This is a genomic window from Micromonospora sp. NPDC000089, from assembly GCF_042899365.1.
Classification (GTDB): Bacteria; Actinomycetota; Actinomycetes; order Mycobacteriales; family Micromonosporaceae; genus Micromonospora.
Map to the genome: position 1 here is coordinate 51,144 of NZ_JBIAZT010000018.1, position 15,250 is coordinate 66,393.

At 74.0% G+C, this 15,250-nt stretch carries 13 protein-coding genes; 5 read left to right on the forward strand and 8 right to left on the reverse strand.

Annotated elements, in window-relative coordinates:
* The first annotated feature begins 48 nt into the window (after window positions 1-48).
* Both ACFY3U_RS24855 and ACFY3U_RS24860 read left to right on the forward strand, forming a co-directional pair.
* Window positions 49-1,611, forward strand: coding sequence for an aldehyde dehydrogenase family protein (locus tag ACFY3U_RS24855; RefSeq protein WP_387205885.1), 1,563 nt, complete (start codon window positions 49-51; stop codon window positions 1,609-1,611).
* Window positions 1,612-1,673: 62 nt separating this feature from the next.
* The gene (locus tag ACFY3U_RS24860) at window positions 1,674-2,078 is read left to right on the forward strand and encodes a VOC family protein (protein ID WP_387205887.1); all 405 of its coding nucleotides are present in this window, start codon (window positions 1,674-1,676) and stop codon (window positions 2,076-2,078) included.
* A 75-nt stretch (window positions 2,079-2,153) separates the two neighbouring features.
* Here ACFY3U_RS24860 and ACFY3U_RS24865 read toward each other — a convergent pair whose 3' ends face one another.
* From ACFY3U_RS24865 to ACFY3U_RS24875, 3 genes are all read right to left on the reverse strand, one after another.
* A complete protein-coding gene (locus ACFY3U_RS24865; RefSeq protein WP_387205889.1) occupies window positions 2,154-3,257 on the reverse strand; it encodes a GNAT family N-acetyltransferase in 1,104 nt (367 codons plus the stop codon).
* Between the two features lie 90 nt (window positions 3,258-3,347).
* The gene (locus ACFY3U_RS24870) at window positions 3,348-4,694 is read right to left on the reverse strand and encodes a uracil-xanthine permease family protein (protein ID WP_387205891.1); all 1,347 of its coding nucleotides are present in this window, start codon (window positions 4,692-4,694) and stop codon (window positions 3,348-3,350) included.
* Window positions 4,695-4,788: 94 nt separating this feature from the next.
* Window positions 4,789-5,490, reverse strand: coding sequence for an amino acid-binding protein (locus ACFY3U_RS24875; protein WP_387205893.1), 702 nt, complete (start codon window positions 5,488-5,490; stop codon window positions 4,789-4,791).
* A 148-nt stretch (window positions 5,491-5,638) separates the two neighbouring features.
* Between ACFY3U_RS24875 and ACFY3U_RS24880 the strand changes: the two genes are divergently transcribed.
* Window positions 5,639-6,721 (forward strand): phosphotransferase family protein, encoded by a 1,083-nt coding sequence (locus ACFY3U_RS24880; protein ID WP_387205895.1) that lies wholly within the window; start codon window positions 5,639-5,641, stop codon window positions 6,719-6,721.
* Entirely contained in the window at window positions 6,721-7,941 is a 1,221-nt protein-coding gene (locus ACFY3U_RS24885) for an acyl-CoA dehydrogenase family protein (RefSeq protein WP_387205897.1), read from the forward strand. Before ACFY3U_RS24880 ends, ACFY3U_RS24885 begins: the two co-directional genes overlap by 1 nt.
* Before the next feature lie 65 nt (window positions 7,942-8,006).
* Here the strand turns inward: ACFY3U_RS24885 and ACFY3U_RS24890 are convergent, their stop codons facing one another.
* The 5 genes from ACFY3U_RS24890 to ACFY3U_RS24910 all read right to left on the reverse strand — a co-directional run bounded on the left by ACFY3U_RS24890 (window position 8,007) and on the right by ACFY3U_RS24910 (window position 13,793).
* The gene (locus ACFY3U_RS24890) at window positions 8,007-9,053 is read right to left on the reverse strand and encodes a LacI family DNA-binding transcriptional regulator (protein WP_387205899.1); all 1,047 of its coding nucleotides are present in this window, start codon (window positions 9,051-9,053) and stop codon (window positions 8,007-8,009) included.
* A gap of 92 nt (window positions 9,054-9,145) precedes the next feature.
* Window positions 9,146-10,579 carry a GH1 family beta-glucosidase gene (locus tag ACFY3U_RS24895; protein ID WP_387205901.1) on the reverse strand — a complete coding sequence of 478 codons (1,434 nt, stop codon included), beginning with the start codon at window positions 10,577-10,579 and terminating at the stop codon, window positions 9,146-9,148.
* Complete coding sequence (locus ACFY3U_RS24900) at window positions 10,576-11,418, reverse strand: carbohydrate ABC transporter permease (protein ID WP_387205903.1); 843 nt, start codon at window positions 11,416-11,418, stop codon at window positions 10,576-10,578. The genes ACFY3U_RS24895 and ACFY3U_RS24900 overlap by 4 nt, the downstream gene beginning before the upstream one ends.
* A gap of 10 nt (window positions 11,419-11,428) precedes the next feature.
* A complete protein-coding gene (locus tag ACFY3U_RS24905; protein WP_387205905.1) occupies window positions 11,429-12,394 on the reverse strand; it encodes a carbohydrate ABC transporter permease in 966 nt (321 codons plus the stop codon).
* Between the two features lie 103 nt (window positions 12,395-12,497).
* Window positions 12,498-13,793, reverse strand: a complete 1,296-nt coding sequence (locus tag ACFY3U_RS24910) for an ABC transporter substrate-binding protein (protein WP_387205907.1) — start codon at window positions 13,791-13,793, stop codon at window positions 12,498-12,500.
* Between the two features lie 378 nt (window positions 13,794-14,171).
* Between ACFY3U_RS24910 and ACFY3U_RS24915 the strand changes: the two genes are divergently transcribed.
* The gene (locus ACFY3U_RS24915; protein ID WP_387205985.1) at window positions 14,172-14,960 is read left to right on the forward strand and encodes a pyrimidine reductase family protein; all 789 of its coding nucleotides are present in this window, start codon (window positions 14,172-14,174) and stop codon (window positions 14,958-14,960) included.
* The last annotated feature ends 290 nt before the right edge of the window (window positions 14,961-15,250 follow it).

A 15,250-nucleotide genomic window follows, 5' to 3' on the forward strand; every position in this document is an offset into this window, starting at 1 on the left:
GTGCCGTCGACGCCGCCGCTCCCCCGGTCGACCCTGAGGAGAATCGCGATGGCCCTACGACTCGCCGACGGCACCGCGTGGTCGGACACGCTGGCCCGCGCGGTCGCCGCCGCACCCGAGGCCTTCGGGCCGCAGGTCGACGGCGTGACCACGCTGCACAACCTGCTCTCCGGCGAGTGGCGCCCGGTCGGCACGCCGAGCCCGGTGCGGACCCCGGTCGACAACACCCTCCTGGTGAACCTGCCCAAGGTGGACGCCGACACGGCGCGCGCGGCGGTCGCGCACGCGGCCGCCGCCCACCGCGACTGGGCCGCCACCGGGCTGGCCGAGCGCAAGGCCCGGGTCACCGACGCCCTGGACGCGCTCACCGCGCACCGCGATCTGCTGGCCATGCTGCTGGTCTGGGAGATCGGCAAGCCGTGGCGGCTCGCCTGCGCCGACGTGGACCGCGCCCTGGACGGCGTGCGCTGGTACGTCGGCGAGATCGACCGGATGCTCGCCGACGGCCGGGAGCCGCTGCCCGGCCCGGTCAGCAACATCGCCTCCTGGAACTACCCGATGAGCGTGCTGGTGCACGCCGAGCTGGTGCAGCTGCTGGCCGGCAACGCGGTGATCGCCAAGACCCCGTCCCAGGGCGGCGCGGTCTGCCTGACCGTGGCGCACGCGCTGATGCGCCGCGCCGGGCTGCCCGCCACGCTGCTCTCCGGCGGCGGCGAGGAGCTCTCCGAGGTGCTCGTCCGGGCGCCCGAGATCGGCGCGGTGGCGTTCGTCGGCGGGCGCTCCAACGGCGGCAAGGTGGCCGCCGCCCTGCTCGACACCGACAAGCGGCACTTCATCGAGCAGGAGGGCCTGAACGCCTGGGGCGTCTGGAACTTCTCCCAGTGGGACCTGCTCGCCGCGCACCTGAAGAAGGGCTTCGAGTACGGCAAGCAGCGCTGCACCGCGTACCCGCGGTTCGTGGTGCAGCGGGACCTGGTCGACGAGTTCCTGGACATGTACCTCCCGGTGGTGCGGTCGGTCCGCTTCGGACACCCGCTCGCCGTGGGCGACGACTGGGCAGCCGGCGACCCGCTGCCCGAGCTGGACTTCGGCCCGCTGATCAGCGCCGCCAAGGCCGACGAGCTGCGGCGCAAGGTCGACGAGGCGGTCCGCGGCGGCGCCGTGCCGCTGCACCGGGGCAAGCTCGACGGCGCGCCCTTCCTCGACGGGCAGGACACCTCGGCGTACGTGGCGCCGGCGGTGCTGCTCGCCCCGCCCGGCCGGTCCCGGCTGATGCACGCCGAGCCGTTCGGCCCGGTGGACACGATCGTCGTGGTGGACACCACCGACGAGCTGCTGGCCGCCATGAACGCCTCCAACGGCGCGCTGGTCGCCTCGCTGGCCTGCGACGACACCGACGAGGCGGCCAAGCTGGCGGTCGACCTGCAGGCGTTCAAGGTGGGCATCAACAAGCCGCGCTCCCGGGGCGACCGGGACGAGCCGTTCGGCGGCCGGGGCGCGTCCTGGAAGGGCGCCTTCGTCGGCGGTGACCTGCTGGTGCAGGCGGTCACCCAGGGCGGCGGCCGGCTCTACGGCAACTTCCCCGACTACAACAGCTACCCGGCCACCTGACCGGCGCCGCCGCGCCGCCGGCCGGACCGGCGGCGCGGCGGCGCGGCGGCTAGGCTCGACCGATGTCGATGATCGAGCAGATCTCGCTCGGGGTCGCCGACGACCAGCGGGCCGGCCGGTTCTGGGCGGCGGCGCTGGGCTACGTGCGCCGGCCGCCGCGCTACGACGGGGACGACTGGGTCGTGGTCGAGCCGCCGCCCGGGGTGGCCGGTTCGGCGATCGCGATGGACGTCAGCGAGAGCCCGGTGCAGGAACTCCCCCGGGTCCACCTCGACCTGCACGCCGGCGACCGCGATCTCGACGACGAGGTCGACCGGCTGCTGGCGCTCGGCGCCACCCGGGTCGACTGGCGGCACTACCCGGCGGAGCCGGAGCCGGGGCAGCTGCCGTACGTCGTGCTGGCCGACACCGAGGGGAATCGGTTCTGCGTGGCCGGTCACCGCCGGGCGGGTGACCACTTCGGCTGACCCCGGACATGGGCAGGGCCCCCGCACCGGGGGCCCTGCCGTTCCACCGCCCTCCGCACCGGAGGCCGGCCGTCCTCAGCCGCGCCGCTCGACCCCGGCCGGCGCGTCCACCGGGCGTGGACGGGGCGCCCCCTCGGCGTGCGCCGCCGCTCGGGCGGCCAGCGGCACGGTCACGGTCAGCACCGCGCCGTCCCGCTCAACCGGTGCCGGGCGCCCGAGCCGGGCCACCGTGCGCAGCAGCGCGACGTTCTCCGCCTGGGTGTGCAGCACCACGGCGGCGTACCCGGCCCGCTGGGCGTGGCCGACCAGCCGGCGCAGCAGCGCGCCGCCCAGCCCCCGCCGCTGCCAGTCGTCCCGGACCAGCAGCGCCGCCTCGGCCTCGTCCCCCTCGGCGAGCAGGTTGGCCATGGCGACGACCGGCTCCGCCGCCCCGCCGGAGCCGGCCGCCGCCAGCAGGGTGAGGCCGTGCGCCGGCTCCAGCAGCCGCCGCAGCCGGTGCGGCGTCGGGATCCCGGCCCCGCCCAGGTAGCGCCGCTGCCGGCTGCGCGCCGAGCAGGCCTCGTGCAGGGCGACCACGCCGGGCAGGTCCGCGCCGGTGGCCGGCCGGACGGTCGCCTCCGCCCCGTCGGGCAGCACCAGGGTGACCCGGTCGGCCTCCCGGCGGGCGGCGGCGCCGGCCAGCTCGACCAGCGCCTGCGCCCGGGCGTACTCGGCCGGGGTGAAGTCGGGCTGCCGCCGGCTCAGCGCGTACGAGCCGCCGGTCGGGTCGGCCAGCAGCATGGTGGACGCGCCGATCCCGGCCCGCGCGCCGGCCGGGGTGGGCCGCCAGCGCACCTCGTCCGCGCCGAGCAGGGTACGCAGCACCTCGCCGGTCGCCTCCGGGTCGCGGACCAGCCGGGTGGCCAGGCCCAGCACCCGGGTCGGCTGGTCGACCAGGCCGCGCGCCTCGCTGCGGGCCACCCAGCAGTCCCGACCCCGTCCCCGCTCGACCGCCGCCACCAGGTCGGCCTCGCCGAGCGCGTCCGGCGCGTCGACGAGGAAGTCGTCGACCGCGCCCGCCTCGGTGGTGTGCACCTGCACGGTGAGGATGTTGACCCCCCGCAACGCCAGGCTCGCCGTCAGCACCGACAGGTAGCCCGGTCGGTCGTCCACGGTGGCCCGGATCCGCCACAACGCCATGTCCGTCTCCCTTCCCCCGGTGGTCAGCCTGCCGGCCGGCTGTTGCGGCGCCGTTGCCCGGCCGTGACGGCGGGAAATCCGTCCGCCCCGTCAGACTTCCGGCTCGGGGCCGCGCCGGGCCTCGGCGCCGGTGCCGCAAAGCCGGGCGATCAGCCGCATGCCGTGGTAAATGACCAACGCGGCGGCCGTGCCCAGCGCGATGCCGTTGAACGACAGGTCACCGGCGACGATCGTGTAGTTCGCCGCGCCGACGATCAGCGCCACGGCGGCGGTCATCAGGTTGACCGGGTCGTGGAAGTCGACCCGGTTCTCGATCCAGATCCGGGCGCCGAGGACGGCGATCAGGCCGTACAGCGCGGTGGTGGCGCCACCGAGTACGCCGGCCGGCACGGTCAGGATCAGCGCGCCGAACTTCGGGCTGAGCCCGAGCAGCACGGCCGCCACCCCGGCCACCCAGTACGCGGCGGTGGAGTAGACCCGGGTCGCCGCCATCACGCCGATGTTCTCGGCGTACGTGGTGGTGCCGGAGCCGCCGCCGGAGCCGGCGAGGACGGTGGCCAGCCCGTCACCGAGGAACGCGCGGCCCATGACCCTGTCCAGGTTGCGGCCGGTCATCGCGGCGACCGCCTTGACGTGCCCGGCGTTCTCCGCGATCAGCACCAGGATCACCGGGATGACCAGCACCACCGCGCGCAGGCTGAAGCTCGGCGCGTGAAACTGCGGCAGTCCCACCCAGTCGGCCTGGCGCAGCGCGTCGACGGCCTTCGGGTCGAGGTCGCCGAGCGCCGCGGCGAGCAGCCAGCCGACCACCACCCCGAGCAGGATGGAGAGCCGGGCCAGGAAGCCGCGGAAGGCGACCGTGGCGACCAGGATCGCGACCAGGGTGACCACGGCGATCAGCGGCTGGGCGCGCACCCCGGTGCCGCTGCCGCCGCCGTCCCAGGCCACCGGGGCGAGGTTGAGACCGATCAGCGCGACGATCGCGCCGGTGACCACCGGCGGCATCAGCGCGTCGATCCAGCGGGCGCCGGCCAGCTGCACGACCAGGCCGACCAGGGCGAGCACGGCGCCGGCCACCACGATGCCGCCGAGCGCCGGGCCGATGTCGCCGCCGGCCTTGGCCGCCAGCACCGGGGCGATGAAGGCGAAGGACGAGCCGAGGTACGACGGCAGCCGGTTCCCGGTGATCAGCAGGAAGAGCAGCGTGCCGATGCCGGAGAAGAAGAGCGTGGTGGCCGGCGGGAAGCCGGTGATCAGTGGCACCGTGAAGGTGGCGCCGAACATCGCCACCACGTGCTGGACGCCGACACCGACGGTGCGCGGCCAGGAGAGCCGTTCGCCGGGGTGCACCACGTCGCCCGGTCGGATGGACCGGCCGTCGCCGTGCACGCTCCACGGGGAGCGGCCGGGACGCGACTCGGTGGGGCTCTGGGTCATGGCGCGCCCTTCGCTCGTCGGATGACGGGGGCGTGGTCGACCCTGGGAGTTGTTTCTAGCACGAGCCTCACCGGCCGGAACGCCGGCCCGCGGGTCAGGCGACCCCGGGCACCGGCGGCGCGCCGACCAGGTCGAGCCGGTCGCCGAGGATCACCGCGCTGGCCCGGACCAGCTGCGCGAGGCGGTCCACCTCGGTGGAGTGGAACCCGGCGGCGGTGAGCGGTTCGGTGTGCTCCCGGGCCACCACCAGCACCAGCCCGGCCCGGCCGAACGGCGCGATCGCGTGGTGCGCGCCGTCCGCTCCGGTCAGCGCCCGGGCCCGCAGCGGGGTGACCTCGGGCAGCCGGGCCGGCTGGGGCGCCCGCCAGCTGGCGTGCCCGACGGTCGCCGTCCCGCCACCGGTACGCGTCGCCCAGTCCAGCGGCACCACCGCGGCCACCGCCCAGTCGGCGGCGAGCAGCCCCGGCACGGCGTCGACCAGGGTGGCCACCCCGTCGGTCGGGTTCGCGGCGACCTGGGCCAGCAGCTCGGCGTCCTGCCCGGTGGTGGTCGGCGCGCCGATCGCCCGCCAGACCCCGTCCACGCGTACCCCCGGGATGGCGGCCAGGCCGGCCAGCAGGCGCTCGACCCGGGCCGCGCCGGGCCAGACCACGGTGAAGTCGTCCACCGCCCGGCCGCCGAGCCGCTCCAGCACCACCACCTGCACGATGTCGGCGCCGGAGACGCCGAGGGTCCGGGCCACCTGGCCGAGCGTCCCGGGTCGGTCCGGCAGGGTCACCCGAACTCTGAGCAACATGTCTGTCCCTCCGCCGCGCGGGCCGGCCGTCGCGGCCGGCAGGCTGGGCTCAGCCTGCCGGTTGACCATTTCGACCCTGTTGCCGCGGCATGTCCCGGGCGGAAAATCCGACCTTGACAAGAAAGCTGAGCTGCCATCAACTATTCGGATGACCGAACCGGCCCTCGACCCGCCGCGGGCCGCCGAGCCCGCGACCCGGTCCCCGAAGGGGCTGGATCTGGACCGGCTCGCCGAGCACCTCGCCCAGCACCGGCCGGAGCTCGCCGGCGGCCCGCTGAGCGCGACGCTGATCGCCGGCGGCAAGTCCAACCTGACCTACCTGGTCCGCGCGGGCGAGCGCGAGGTGGTGCTGCGCCGGCCGCCGCTGGGGCACGTGCTGGCCACCGCGCACGACATGGCCCGCGAGTTCCGGGTGATCTCCGCGCTCGCCCCGACCGACGTGCCGGTGCCCGGGGCGCTGCTGCTCTGCGCGGATCCGGAGGTGATCGGCGCGCCCTTCTACCTGATGGAGCGGGTCACCGGCGAGGTGTTCCGCAGCCGCGCCCAGACCGACCCGCTCGGCGCCGACCGCCGGCGCGAGCTGGCGCTGGCGATGATGGACACCCTGGCCGCGCTGCACCGGGTCGACCCGGCCGAGGTGGGGCTGGCCGACTTCGGCCGCCCGGAGGGCTACCTGGGCCGGCAGGTCCGCCGCTGGGCGGGGCAGCTCGACCGGTCCCGCAGCCGCGAGCTGCCCGGCATCGACGAGCTGCGGGACCTGCTCGCCGCCTCGGTGCCGGAGGGCGCCAACGCCGGCCGGATCGTGCACGGCGACTACCGGTTGGACAATCTCCTCGCCGGAGTCGACCCGGTCTCGGTGCGGGCGGTGCTCGACTGGGAGATGGCCACCCTGGGTGACCCGCTGGCCGACCTGGGCCTGCTGCTGACCTACTGGGACGTGCTCGGCGACAGCGAGCTGGCCGAGGGCAACCCGGTGGCCGACGGCATCGGCCCGCGCGCCGGCTTCCCCACCGGGGCCGAGCTGATCGACCGGTACGCCCGGCGCAGCGGGGTGGACGTCGGCCCGCTGCACTGGCACGTGGCGCTCGGCTGCTTCAAGCTCGCGGTGATCTGCGAGGGCATCCACTACCGGCACACCCTCGGGCAGACGCTCGGCGGGGGCTTCGACCGGATCGGCGAGATGGTGGCGCCGCTGGTCGGGCACGGACTGCACGCGGTCAGGGAGAAGTGATGGAGTTCGCGTACGACGCCCGCACGGTCGAGCTGCGGGAGCGGCTGACCGCCTTCCTGGACGAGTGCGTCCTGCCGGCCGAGCCGGTGCACCACGAGCAGGTGGCCGCCGCCGGAGACCCGTGGGCGCGCCCGCCGGTGATGGGCGAGCTGAAGGCCGAGGCCCGTTCGCGAGGCCTGTGGAACCTCTTCCTCCCCGATTCCCGCTACGGCGCCGGCCTGACCAACCTCCAGTACGCTCCGCTGGCCGAGCTGACCGGCCGCAGCCCGCACCTGGCGCCGGAGGCGCTCAACTGCGCCGCACCGGACACCGGCAACATGGAGCTGCTGGCCGAGTTCGGCTCCGAGGCGCAGCGGGAGCGCTGGCTCAAGCCGCTGCTGGACGGACAGATCCGCTCGGCGTTCTGCATGACCGAGCCGGAGGTGGCCTCCTCGGACGCCACCAACATCGCCACCCGGATCACCCGGGACGGCGACCACTACGTGATCAACGGCCGCAAGTGGTGGTCGTCCGGGGCGATGGACCCGCGCTGCGAGATCTTCATCGTGATGGGCAAGACCGACCCCGACGCCGACCGGCACCGCCAGCAGAGCATGATCCTGGTCCCCCGGGACACCCCGGGCGTGACCGTCCGCCGGGGCATGACGGTCTTCGGCTACAGCGACGCCCCGCACGGCGGGCACGCCGAGATCGACTTCACCGACGTCCGGGTGCCGGCGGAGCACCTGGTCGGTGCCGAGGGCACCGGCTTCGCGATCGCGCAGGCCCGGCTCGGCCCGGGCCGGATCCACCACTGCATGCGGCTGGTCGGGATGGCCGAACGGGCCCTGGAGCTGCTCTGCCGGCGGGCCGCCGAACGGATCGCGTTCGGCCGGCCGCTGGCCGAGCAGGGCGTGGTCCGGGAGTGGATCGCCGAGTCCCGGGTCCGGATCGAGCAGGCCCGGCTGCTGGTGCTCAAGACCGCCTGGCTGATGGACACCGTCGGCAACAAGGGCGCGCACACCGAGATCCAGGCCATCAAGATCGCCACGCCGGCGATGGCGGAGTGGGTGATCGACAAGGCGATCCAGGGGTACGGCGGCGCGGGCGTCAGCCAGGACACCCCGCTCGCCGCCCTCTGGGCCCAGGCGCGCACGCTGCGCCTGGCGGACGGCCCCGACGAGGTGCACCGCGCCTCGCTGGCGAAGCGCGAGCTGCGCCGCTGGACCACGCCCGCCTGACCGTCGCCGCGGGCCGGGCGGGACCGCCGACGGGCGGCCGCAAGGGCGGCCCGTGACCAGCCCGCTCAGGCGGAGGCACGCTCGACGAGCTTGGTCTCCAGCAGCAGGTGCGGGGCGGGGATCTCGTCGCCGCGGATCCGGGCCACCAGCAGCCGGGCCATCTGCCGACCCATCTCCTCCACCGGCTGGAAGACCGTGGTCAGCGGCGGCTCCGCCTGCTGGGCGATCGGCGCGTCGTCGAACCCGATCACGGCCACGTCCTCGGGCACCCGGCGACCGGCGTCGCGCAGCGTGCGCAGGGCGCCGAAGGCCATCAGGTCGGAGGCGACGAAGACCGCGTCCAGGTCCGGGCAGGCGTCCAGCAGCTGCCGCATGGCTGCCACGCCGCTGCCCTCGCTGAAGTCGCCGTACGCGATCATGCGGGGGTCGACCTCGCCCCCGGCGGCCCGGACGGCGTCCCGGTAGCCGGTCAGCCGGTCGACGCCGGCGCCCATGTCCTGCGGCCCGGCCAGGTGCGCGATCCGGCGCCGGCCCTGGCCGGCCAGGTGCTCGACCGCGTTGCGGGCCCCGCCGATGTTATCCACGTCCACGAACCAGGCCGGCTGCGCGCCGGGCTGGAGCATCCGGGCCGGCCGGCCGCCGAGCACGGTCGGCAGGTCGCGCTCCTCCAGCAGGGTGGGCAGCGGGTCGGCGTCGTGCAGCGAGAGCAGCAGCACCCCGTCGACGTGCTGGTTGGTCAGGTGGTGCTCGACGCGTTCCCGCTCGATCGGCGACTGCACCATGGCGAGCCAGAGCTGCAGGGGCGTGTCCAGCAGACCGGAGCTGACGCCCCGGACGATGGCGGCGAAGAACGGCTCGGTGAAGACCCGCTCCCCGGACTCGGAGACCACCAGGGCGACCGAGTCGGTCCGCTGGGTGACCAGGGCCCGGGCGGCCCGGTTCGGGACGTACCCCAGCTCGGCGATGGCCTGCTGGACCGCGGCCCGGGCCTCCGGGCTGACCTGGGGCGAGCCGTTGACCACCCGGGAGACCGTGCCCCGCCCGACCCCGGCGCGGGCGGCGACCGCGTCGAGTGTCGGGCGCCCGAGCGACCGGGTGCGCTGCGTTGTCATGGGTCTGCTCCTCCGACGTCGGGCGGCGCCGGCACCCACCCGTGGGAGCGGGTGGGTGCCGGGGCCGCCCGGAAAACTGGCTGGCCTTTCGCCTATTGTGCGGCCAGACCGTTGCGTCGGATCACCTCGGCGTACCACCTGGCGCTGGACTTGGGGATTCGTGCCTGGGTGTCGTAGTCGACCCGGACCATCCCGAAGCGCTTGGTGTACCCCCAGGCCCACTCGAAGTTGTCCAGCAGTGACCAGGCGAAGTAGCCCTTCAGCGGCACCCCCGCCGCGATCGCCTCGTGCGCGGCGCGCAGGTGCGCGTCGAAGTAGGCCAGCCGGTCGACGTCGTCGACCCGACCGTCGACCACCGTGTCGACGAACGCGGAGCCGTTCTCGGTGACGTACAGCGGCAGGTCGGTGTACTCCTCGTGCACCCGACGCAGCGTCTCCACCAGGCCCGGGGCGTCGATCTCCCAGTCCATGTCGGTGACCGGCACGCCGCGGGTGACGAACCGGACGTCCTCGCTGCCCGGCCAGCAGGACGGCGCCCGCCAGTACCGCTCCGGCTCGGCGTCCGGCACCGGGGCGGCCACCACGTGCCGGCTGTAGTAGTTGACGCCGACCACGTCCAGCGGGGTGGCGATGGTGGCCAGGTCGCCGTCGCGAACGTGCCCGAAGTCGGTCACCTCGCGCAGGTCGGCGACCAGGTCCGCCGGGTACGACCCGCGCAGCACCGGGTCGAGGAAGAACCGGTTGGCCAGCCCGTCGATCCGGCGGGCGGCGTCCACGTCGGCGGGCGCGTCGCTGGCCGGGGTGACCGGGTACAGGTTGACGGTGATGCCCAGCTTGGCCTGCGGCAGGGACGCGCGCAGCGCCTGCACGGCGAGCCCGTGGCCGAGCATCAGGTGGTGCCCGGCCCGGACGGCCTCGGCCCCGTCGGAGCGGCCCGGGGCGTGCACCCCGGAGCCGTACCCGAGGAAGGCCGAGCACCAGGGCTCGTTCAGCGTCGTCCAGTAGTCGACCCGGTCGCCGAGGGCGTCTCCGACCAGCTGGGCGTAGTCGGCGAACCGGGCGGCGGTGTCCCGGGCCGGCCAGCCCCCGGCGTCCTCCAGCGGCTGGGGCAGGTCCCAGTGGTAGAGGGTCAGCCACGGCTCGATGTCGTGGGCCCGCAGCTCGTCCACCAGCCGGCGGTAGAAGTCCAGCCCCCGCTGGTTGGCCGGCCCGGACCCCCCGGGCTGGACCCGCGGCCAGGAGACCGAGAACCGGTACGACTTCAGGCCCAGCTCGGCCATCAGCCGCACGTCGTCGGTCATCCGGTGGTAGTGGTCGCAGGCGACGTCGCCGGTGTGCCCGGCCACCACCCGCCCCTCGGTGTGACTGAACGTGTCCCAGATGGACGGGGTACGGCCGTCCTCGGCGGCCGCGCCCTCGATCTGGTACGCGGCGGTCGCCGCGCCCCACAGGAAGCCGGGTGGGAAGAGGAGTTCCGGCCCCTGGTCGAGGACGCCGACCGCGGGCGGATGGGATGGATTACTCACGATTTGACGGCACCTTCCATGATCCCGCCGATGATCTGGCGGCCGAACAGGACGAACACGATCACCAACGGCACGGTGCCGATGGCGGTCGCGGCGAACACCTGCGAGTAGTCGGTGTAGTAGGCGTACGACAGGAACGCCAGCGACACCTGCAGGGTCGGGTTCTCGGGGGTGAGCACGGCGTACGGCCACAGGTAGGAGTTCCAGGTCTCCATGAAGGTGAGCAGGCCGAGCACGGCGGCGGCGGGGCGCAGCGCGGGCAGCACGATGTTCCAGAAGATCCGGAAGGTGCTGGCGCCGTCGACCCGACCCGCCTCGATCAGCTCGTCGGAGATGGCCTGGGTGGCGTACTGCCGCATCATGAACACCCCGAACGCGCTGACCAGGAACGGCACGGTCACCGCGAGCAGCGAGTCGTACCAGCCGAAGTCCTGGATCATGCCCCAGAGCGGGATCAGGCCGAGCTGGGTGGGGATCATCATGGTCACGATGATCGACAGCAGCAGGGCGTTGCGGCCCCGGAACCGCAGCTTGGCGAAGGCGAAGCCGGCGAGCGAGCCGGTGACCACCACGGAGATGGTCACCACCGTCGCGACGACCAGCGAGTTGATCAGGCCGGTGACGAAGTTCGCCGCGTCGTTGTCGAGCACCCGACCGAAGTTCGCGCCGAAGTCCCCGGCCGGGGTGACCGGCGGCGGCACGTCGTTGATCGAGTCCAGGCTGCGGGTGGCGATGACGATCATGTAGTAGAAGGGATAGATCGAGAAGAGCACCGCGAGCACGAGCGCGCAGTACATCAGCGGGCTGGTGCGCCAGAGGCGCTGGGATGCCTGGTTCACGGTGCGCTCCTCACTTCACCGTACGACGGACGAGCAGGAAGTTCACCAGCGAGACCAGGGCGATCATCACGAACATCGCCCAGGCGACCGCGGCGCCGTACCCGGCCGTGTTCAGGTTCTCGATGCCCAGCTCGTACATGTACATGGCCAGGGTCTGGAACTCGCGCTGGTCGCCGCCGATGATGTTGCCGTTGGCGAAGACCAGCGGCTCGGTGAACAGCTGCAGGCCGCCGATGGTGGACAGGGTGACGACGAAGACGAAGGTCGGGGTGAGCATCGGCAGGGTGATCCGCCAGAACTGCTTCCACTGGCCGGCGCCGTCGATCGCGGCCGCCTCGTAGAGATCCTTGGGGATAGCCTGCATGCCGGCCAGCAGGATCAGCGTGTTGTAGCCGGTCCATCGCCAGTTGACCATCGAGGCGATCGCCGTCCAGGAGCTCCACTTCTGCGCGTCCCAGTCGACCGGGCCGACGCCGACGTGCCCGAGCAGCCAGTTGACCAGGCCGAAGTCGCGCTGGAAGAGCATCCCGAAGACGATCGCGACGGCGGCGACGGAGACCACGTTCGGCATGAAGATGGCCAGCCGGAAGAACGTCCTGGCCCGCAGGAAGGTGCGGTTGAGCAGGGTGGCCAGGAACAGCGCGAGGAGCAGCTGCGGGACGGTGGACAGCAGGAAGATGCCGAACGTGTTGACGGTGGCGTTCCAGAAGTACTCGTCGGTGACGAGCCGGGTGTAGTTGTCGAACCCGATGAAGCTGTGCCCGCCGATCAGGTTCCAGTCGTGCAGCGACATCCACGCGGTGCGCAGCATCGGGTAGAACCCGAAGATCCCGAAGAGCACGAAGAACGGGGCGATGTAGAGGTACGGGGAGAGCTTCAGGTCGAGGCGGTGCGACAGCACCCCGGCCCGGCGGCGGGGCGGCGGGGGCGGTGGTGTGGTGGGTGACGGAGGTGCCGTGGTGGCGGACAGGCTCATCGGGAGTCCTTCCCTGCGCCGGTGAGGCGGGCGGTACGAGAGAGCGGACGCGACCGGTGGCGCCCGGGGGACCCGGACGCCACCGCCGCTCGGGGATCAGGGATCAGAAGGCGCCCTGCGTCTTGGCGTCCTTGGCGAACTGCTCCCAGGCCTTGTCCTTGGGGGACTGCCCGCTCTCGTACGACCGCAGTGCCGGCTCGAACGCGTTCTCCTTCACCGACTGGTGCTTCGGGCCGAGGTGCAGTGGCTGGATCTTGGCGACGCTGTCACCGAAGATCTTGCCGGTCGGCGCGTTGTTGAAGTACTCGTTGGTGTAGCCGAGGAACTCCGGGTTCTTCAGCGCCTCCAGGTTGGTCGGCAGCGGGCCCTTGAGCTTGAACGCCGCCACCTGGCTCTGGGCGTTGGTGAGGTACTCGGCGAGCTTCGCCGCCTCCTTCTGGTGCTTGCTCTGGCTCGGCACGGCGAGCCAGGAGCCGCCCCAGTTGCCCGCGCCGCCGGGGACCGGCGCCACGTCCCACTTGCCCTTGTTCTCCGGGCCGGAGTTGTCCGCGACGATGCCGAGCATCCAGGACGGGCAGAACGTCGCCGCGAAGGTGCCCTGCTTGAAGCCGGCGGACCACTCCGGCGACCAGGTGGCGCTCTGCGCGCTGATCTTCGCGTCGGCCATCGCGACCGCGGTGTCCCAGGACTTCTTCACCGCCGGGCTGGTGTCGGCGACGATGTTGTCGTCCTTGTCGTAGAACAGGTCGCCGCCCTGCTGGAACATCACCGCGCTGGCCGCGGTGGTCACCGAGTCGATCAGGCCCTTGCCGGTGGCGGCGCGGTACTTCTTGCCGGTTTCGATGAAGGCGTTCCAGTCCGGCCAGAGCGCCGCCACCTGGTCCCGCTCGACCGGCAGCTTGGCGGCCTGGAACAGGTCCCGCCGGTAGCAGACGGCGAGGCTGCCGACGTCGGTGGGCAGGCCGATCAGCCGACCGTCCGCCGCCTTGCCCAGCTCCCACTTCCAGGGCAGGTAGTCCTTGCTGTGGTCGGCCACCAACGGCCCGAGGTCGGCCCAGTTCGCCGGGTTCGTCTTGAACTCGTTGAGGATGCCCTCCTCCAGGGCGACCACGTCGCCGGCGCCCTTGCCGGTGGCCAGCGCCCGGACGACCTTCGGGCGGTACTCGTTGAGCTGGGCGGTCTTGCGCAGCTCGACCTTGATGCCGGTGTCCTTCTCGTACTGCTTGACGATCTCGTCGTAGCCGAACTCGCCGAACGTGTCGACGACCAGCTTGTCGGGCTTGCCCTCGGCCTGCGTGGCGCCGTCGTCGTCCTTGCCGCAGGCCGCGAGACCGCCGATGGCGGTGATCGCGGCCAGGGCGGCGGCCGCGAACCGGCCGCGCCGCGTGGTGACGCTCATCCTGACCCCTCTTCTCAGTGGTGAGGCTGGGTGGGTGTGGTGGGGAGTGCTGTGCGCGCGCCCGTACCGCTCCGGCGTCGGCCACCGGTCGGCGGTCGTGGCGCGCGAGTGAGCCGCGCCACGCCTTGGGAACGCTCCCATGACATTGCCGGCCGGTCTCAGGAGTGTCAATAGACCGATGGGAGCGTTCCCAGATCGTTACCGGCAGGAGGGTTTGCGGTACCGCCGCCGGGGCCACGGCCGGGCCGCATAGGCTGCCGGCATGATCTGCCGAGCGTGCCGGGACCGTCGGCACCGCGACTGCCGGGGCCGGACGTGGTGCGACTGCCAGCACCGCGCGCCCGCGCCCACCCCACCGGCGACCGGGTCGGCCGGCGAGTGACCGCGCCGACGCCGATCTCCCGGGTCTGGCCGACGCCGTCCGCCGGGCCGCTGGACGACCCGGAGCTGACCGGCCTCTACGGCCGGGCCGGCCGACCGCGCCTGCGGGTCAACTTCGTCTCCAGCGTGGACGGCGCGGTGACCCTGGACGGGTACTCCGCCGGGCTCTCCGGCGAGCCCGACAAGCGGGTCTTCGGGCTGCTGCGGATGCTCTGCGACGGGCTGCTGGTGGCCGCCGGCACGCTGCGCCACGAGGGGTACCGCGCGATCCGGCTGAGCGAACCGCGCCGGGCCTGGCGGCGCGCGCACGGGCTGGCCGAGTACCCCACCCTGGTGGTGGTCTCCCGGTCGCTCGCCCTCGACCCGGCGCAGGCCGCCTTCGCCGACGCGCCGGTGCGGCCGGTCGTGCTCACCACCACCGACGCCGAGCCGCCGCCCGGGCTGACCGAGGTGGCCGACCTGGTGCGTCGCGGCACGGGCCGGGTCGACCTCGCCGCCGGCCTGGGCGAGCTGCGCCGGCGCGGGCTGGCGGAGCTGCTCTGCGAGGGCGGCCCGCACCTGTTCGGCGCGCTCACCGCCGCCGACCTGGTCGACGAGCTGTGCCTGACCGTCGCCCCGCTGCTCGCCGGGGCCGGCCCCGGCCGGATCACCGCCGGCGAGGGCAGCGCGCCCCGGCACCTTCCGCTGCGGCACGTGCTGGCGGCCGACGACGGGGTGCTGATGCTCCGCTACGCCCGCGACGACGCACCGCCCGCCGCTCCCGCCGGCGCCGCTCCCGCCGGCTGAGCGACGCCGCCGAGACGGGGCGGCCCGGGAGGGCGGCGCGGGCCCGACCGCCCGTGCCGGCCCTCGTCGGTACCGGCTGATCCGCCGGTACGCGGACACTGCGCCCCGGCCACGGCGAAGGGCGCGGGGGCCGCCCGGGGGGGGGCCCGGGGCCCGCGGGCGCCGGGGGGGGCGGGGCCGGGGGGGGGGGGGGCGCCCCCCCCCCCCGGGGGCGCCGCGGGGGGGGGGCCGGGCGGGCCGGCCCCCCCGGCCCCCCCCCCCCCCCCGCGGGGCGGCGGGGGGGGCCCCCG

Excerpts from the sequence above, each read along its gene's own strand:
- ACFY3U_RS24865 (WP_387205889.1), bottom strand. The coding sequence starts at position 3,257 with ATGGCGTTGTGGCGGATCCGGGCCACCGTGGACGACCGACCGGGCTAC.
- ACFY3U_RS24910 (WP_387205907.1), bottom strand. The coding sequence starts at position 13,793 with ATGAGCGTCACCACGCGGCGCGGCCGGTTCGCGGCCGCCGCCCTGGCC.
- ACFY3U_RS24880 (WP_387205895.1), top strand. The coding sequence starts at position 5,639 with ATGACCGAACCGGCCCTCGACCCGCCGCGGGCCGCCGAGCCCGCGACC.
- ACFY3U_RS24885 (WP_387205897.1), top strand. The coding sequence starts at position 6,721 with ATGGAGTTCGCGTACGACGCCCGCACGGTCGAGCTGCGGGAGCGGCTG.
- ACFY3U_RS24855 (WP_387205885.1), top strand. The coding sequence starts at position 49 with ATGGCCCTACGACTCGCCGACGGCACCGCGTGGTCGGACACGCTGGCC.
- ACFY3U_RS24860 (WP_387205887.1), top strand. The coding sequence starts at position 1,674 with ATGTCGATGATCGAGCAGATCTCGCTCGGGGTCGCCGACGACCAGCGG.
- ACFY3U_RS24875 (WP_387205893.1), bottom strand. The coding sequence starts at position 5,490 with ATGTTGCTCAGAGTTCGGGTGACCCTGCCGGACCGACCCGGGACGCTC.
- ACFY3U_RS24905 (WP_387205905.1), bottom strand. The coding sequence starts at position 12,394 with ATGAGCCTGTCCGCCACCACGGCACCTCCGTCACCCACCACACCACCG.
- ACFY3U_RS24890 (WP_387205899.1), bottom strand. The coding sequence starts at position 9,053 with ATGACAACGCAGCGCACCCGGTCGCTCGGGCGCCCGACACTCGACGCG.
- ACFY3U_RS24870 (WP_387205891.1), bottom strand. The coding sequence starts at position 4,694 with ATGACCCAGAGCCCCACCGAGTCGCGTCCCGGCCGCTCCCCGTGGAGC.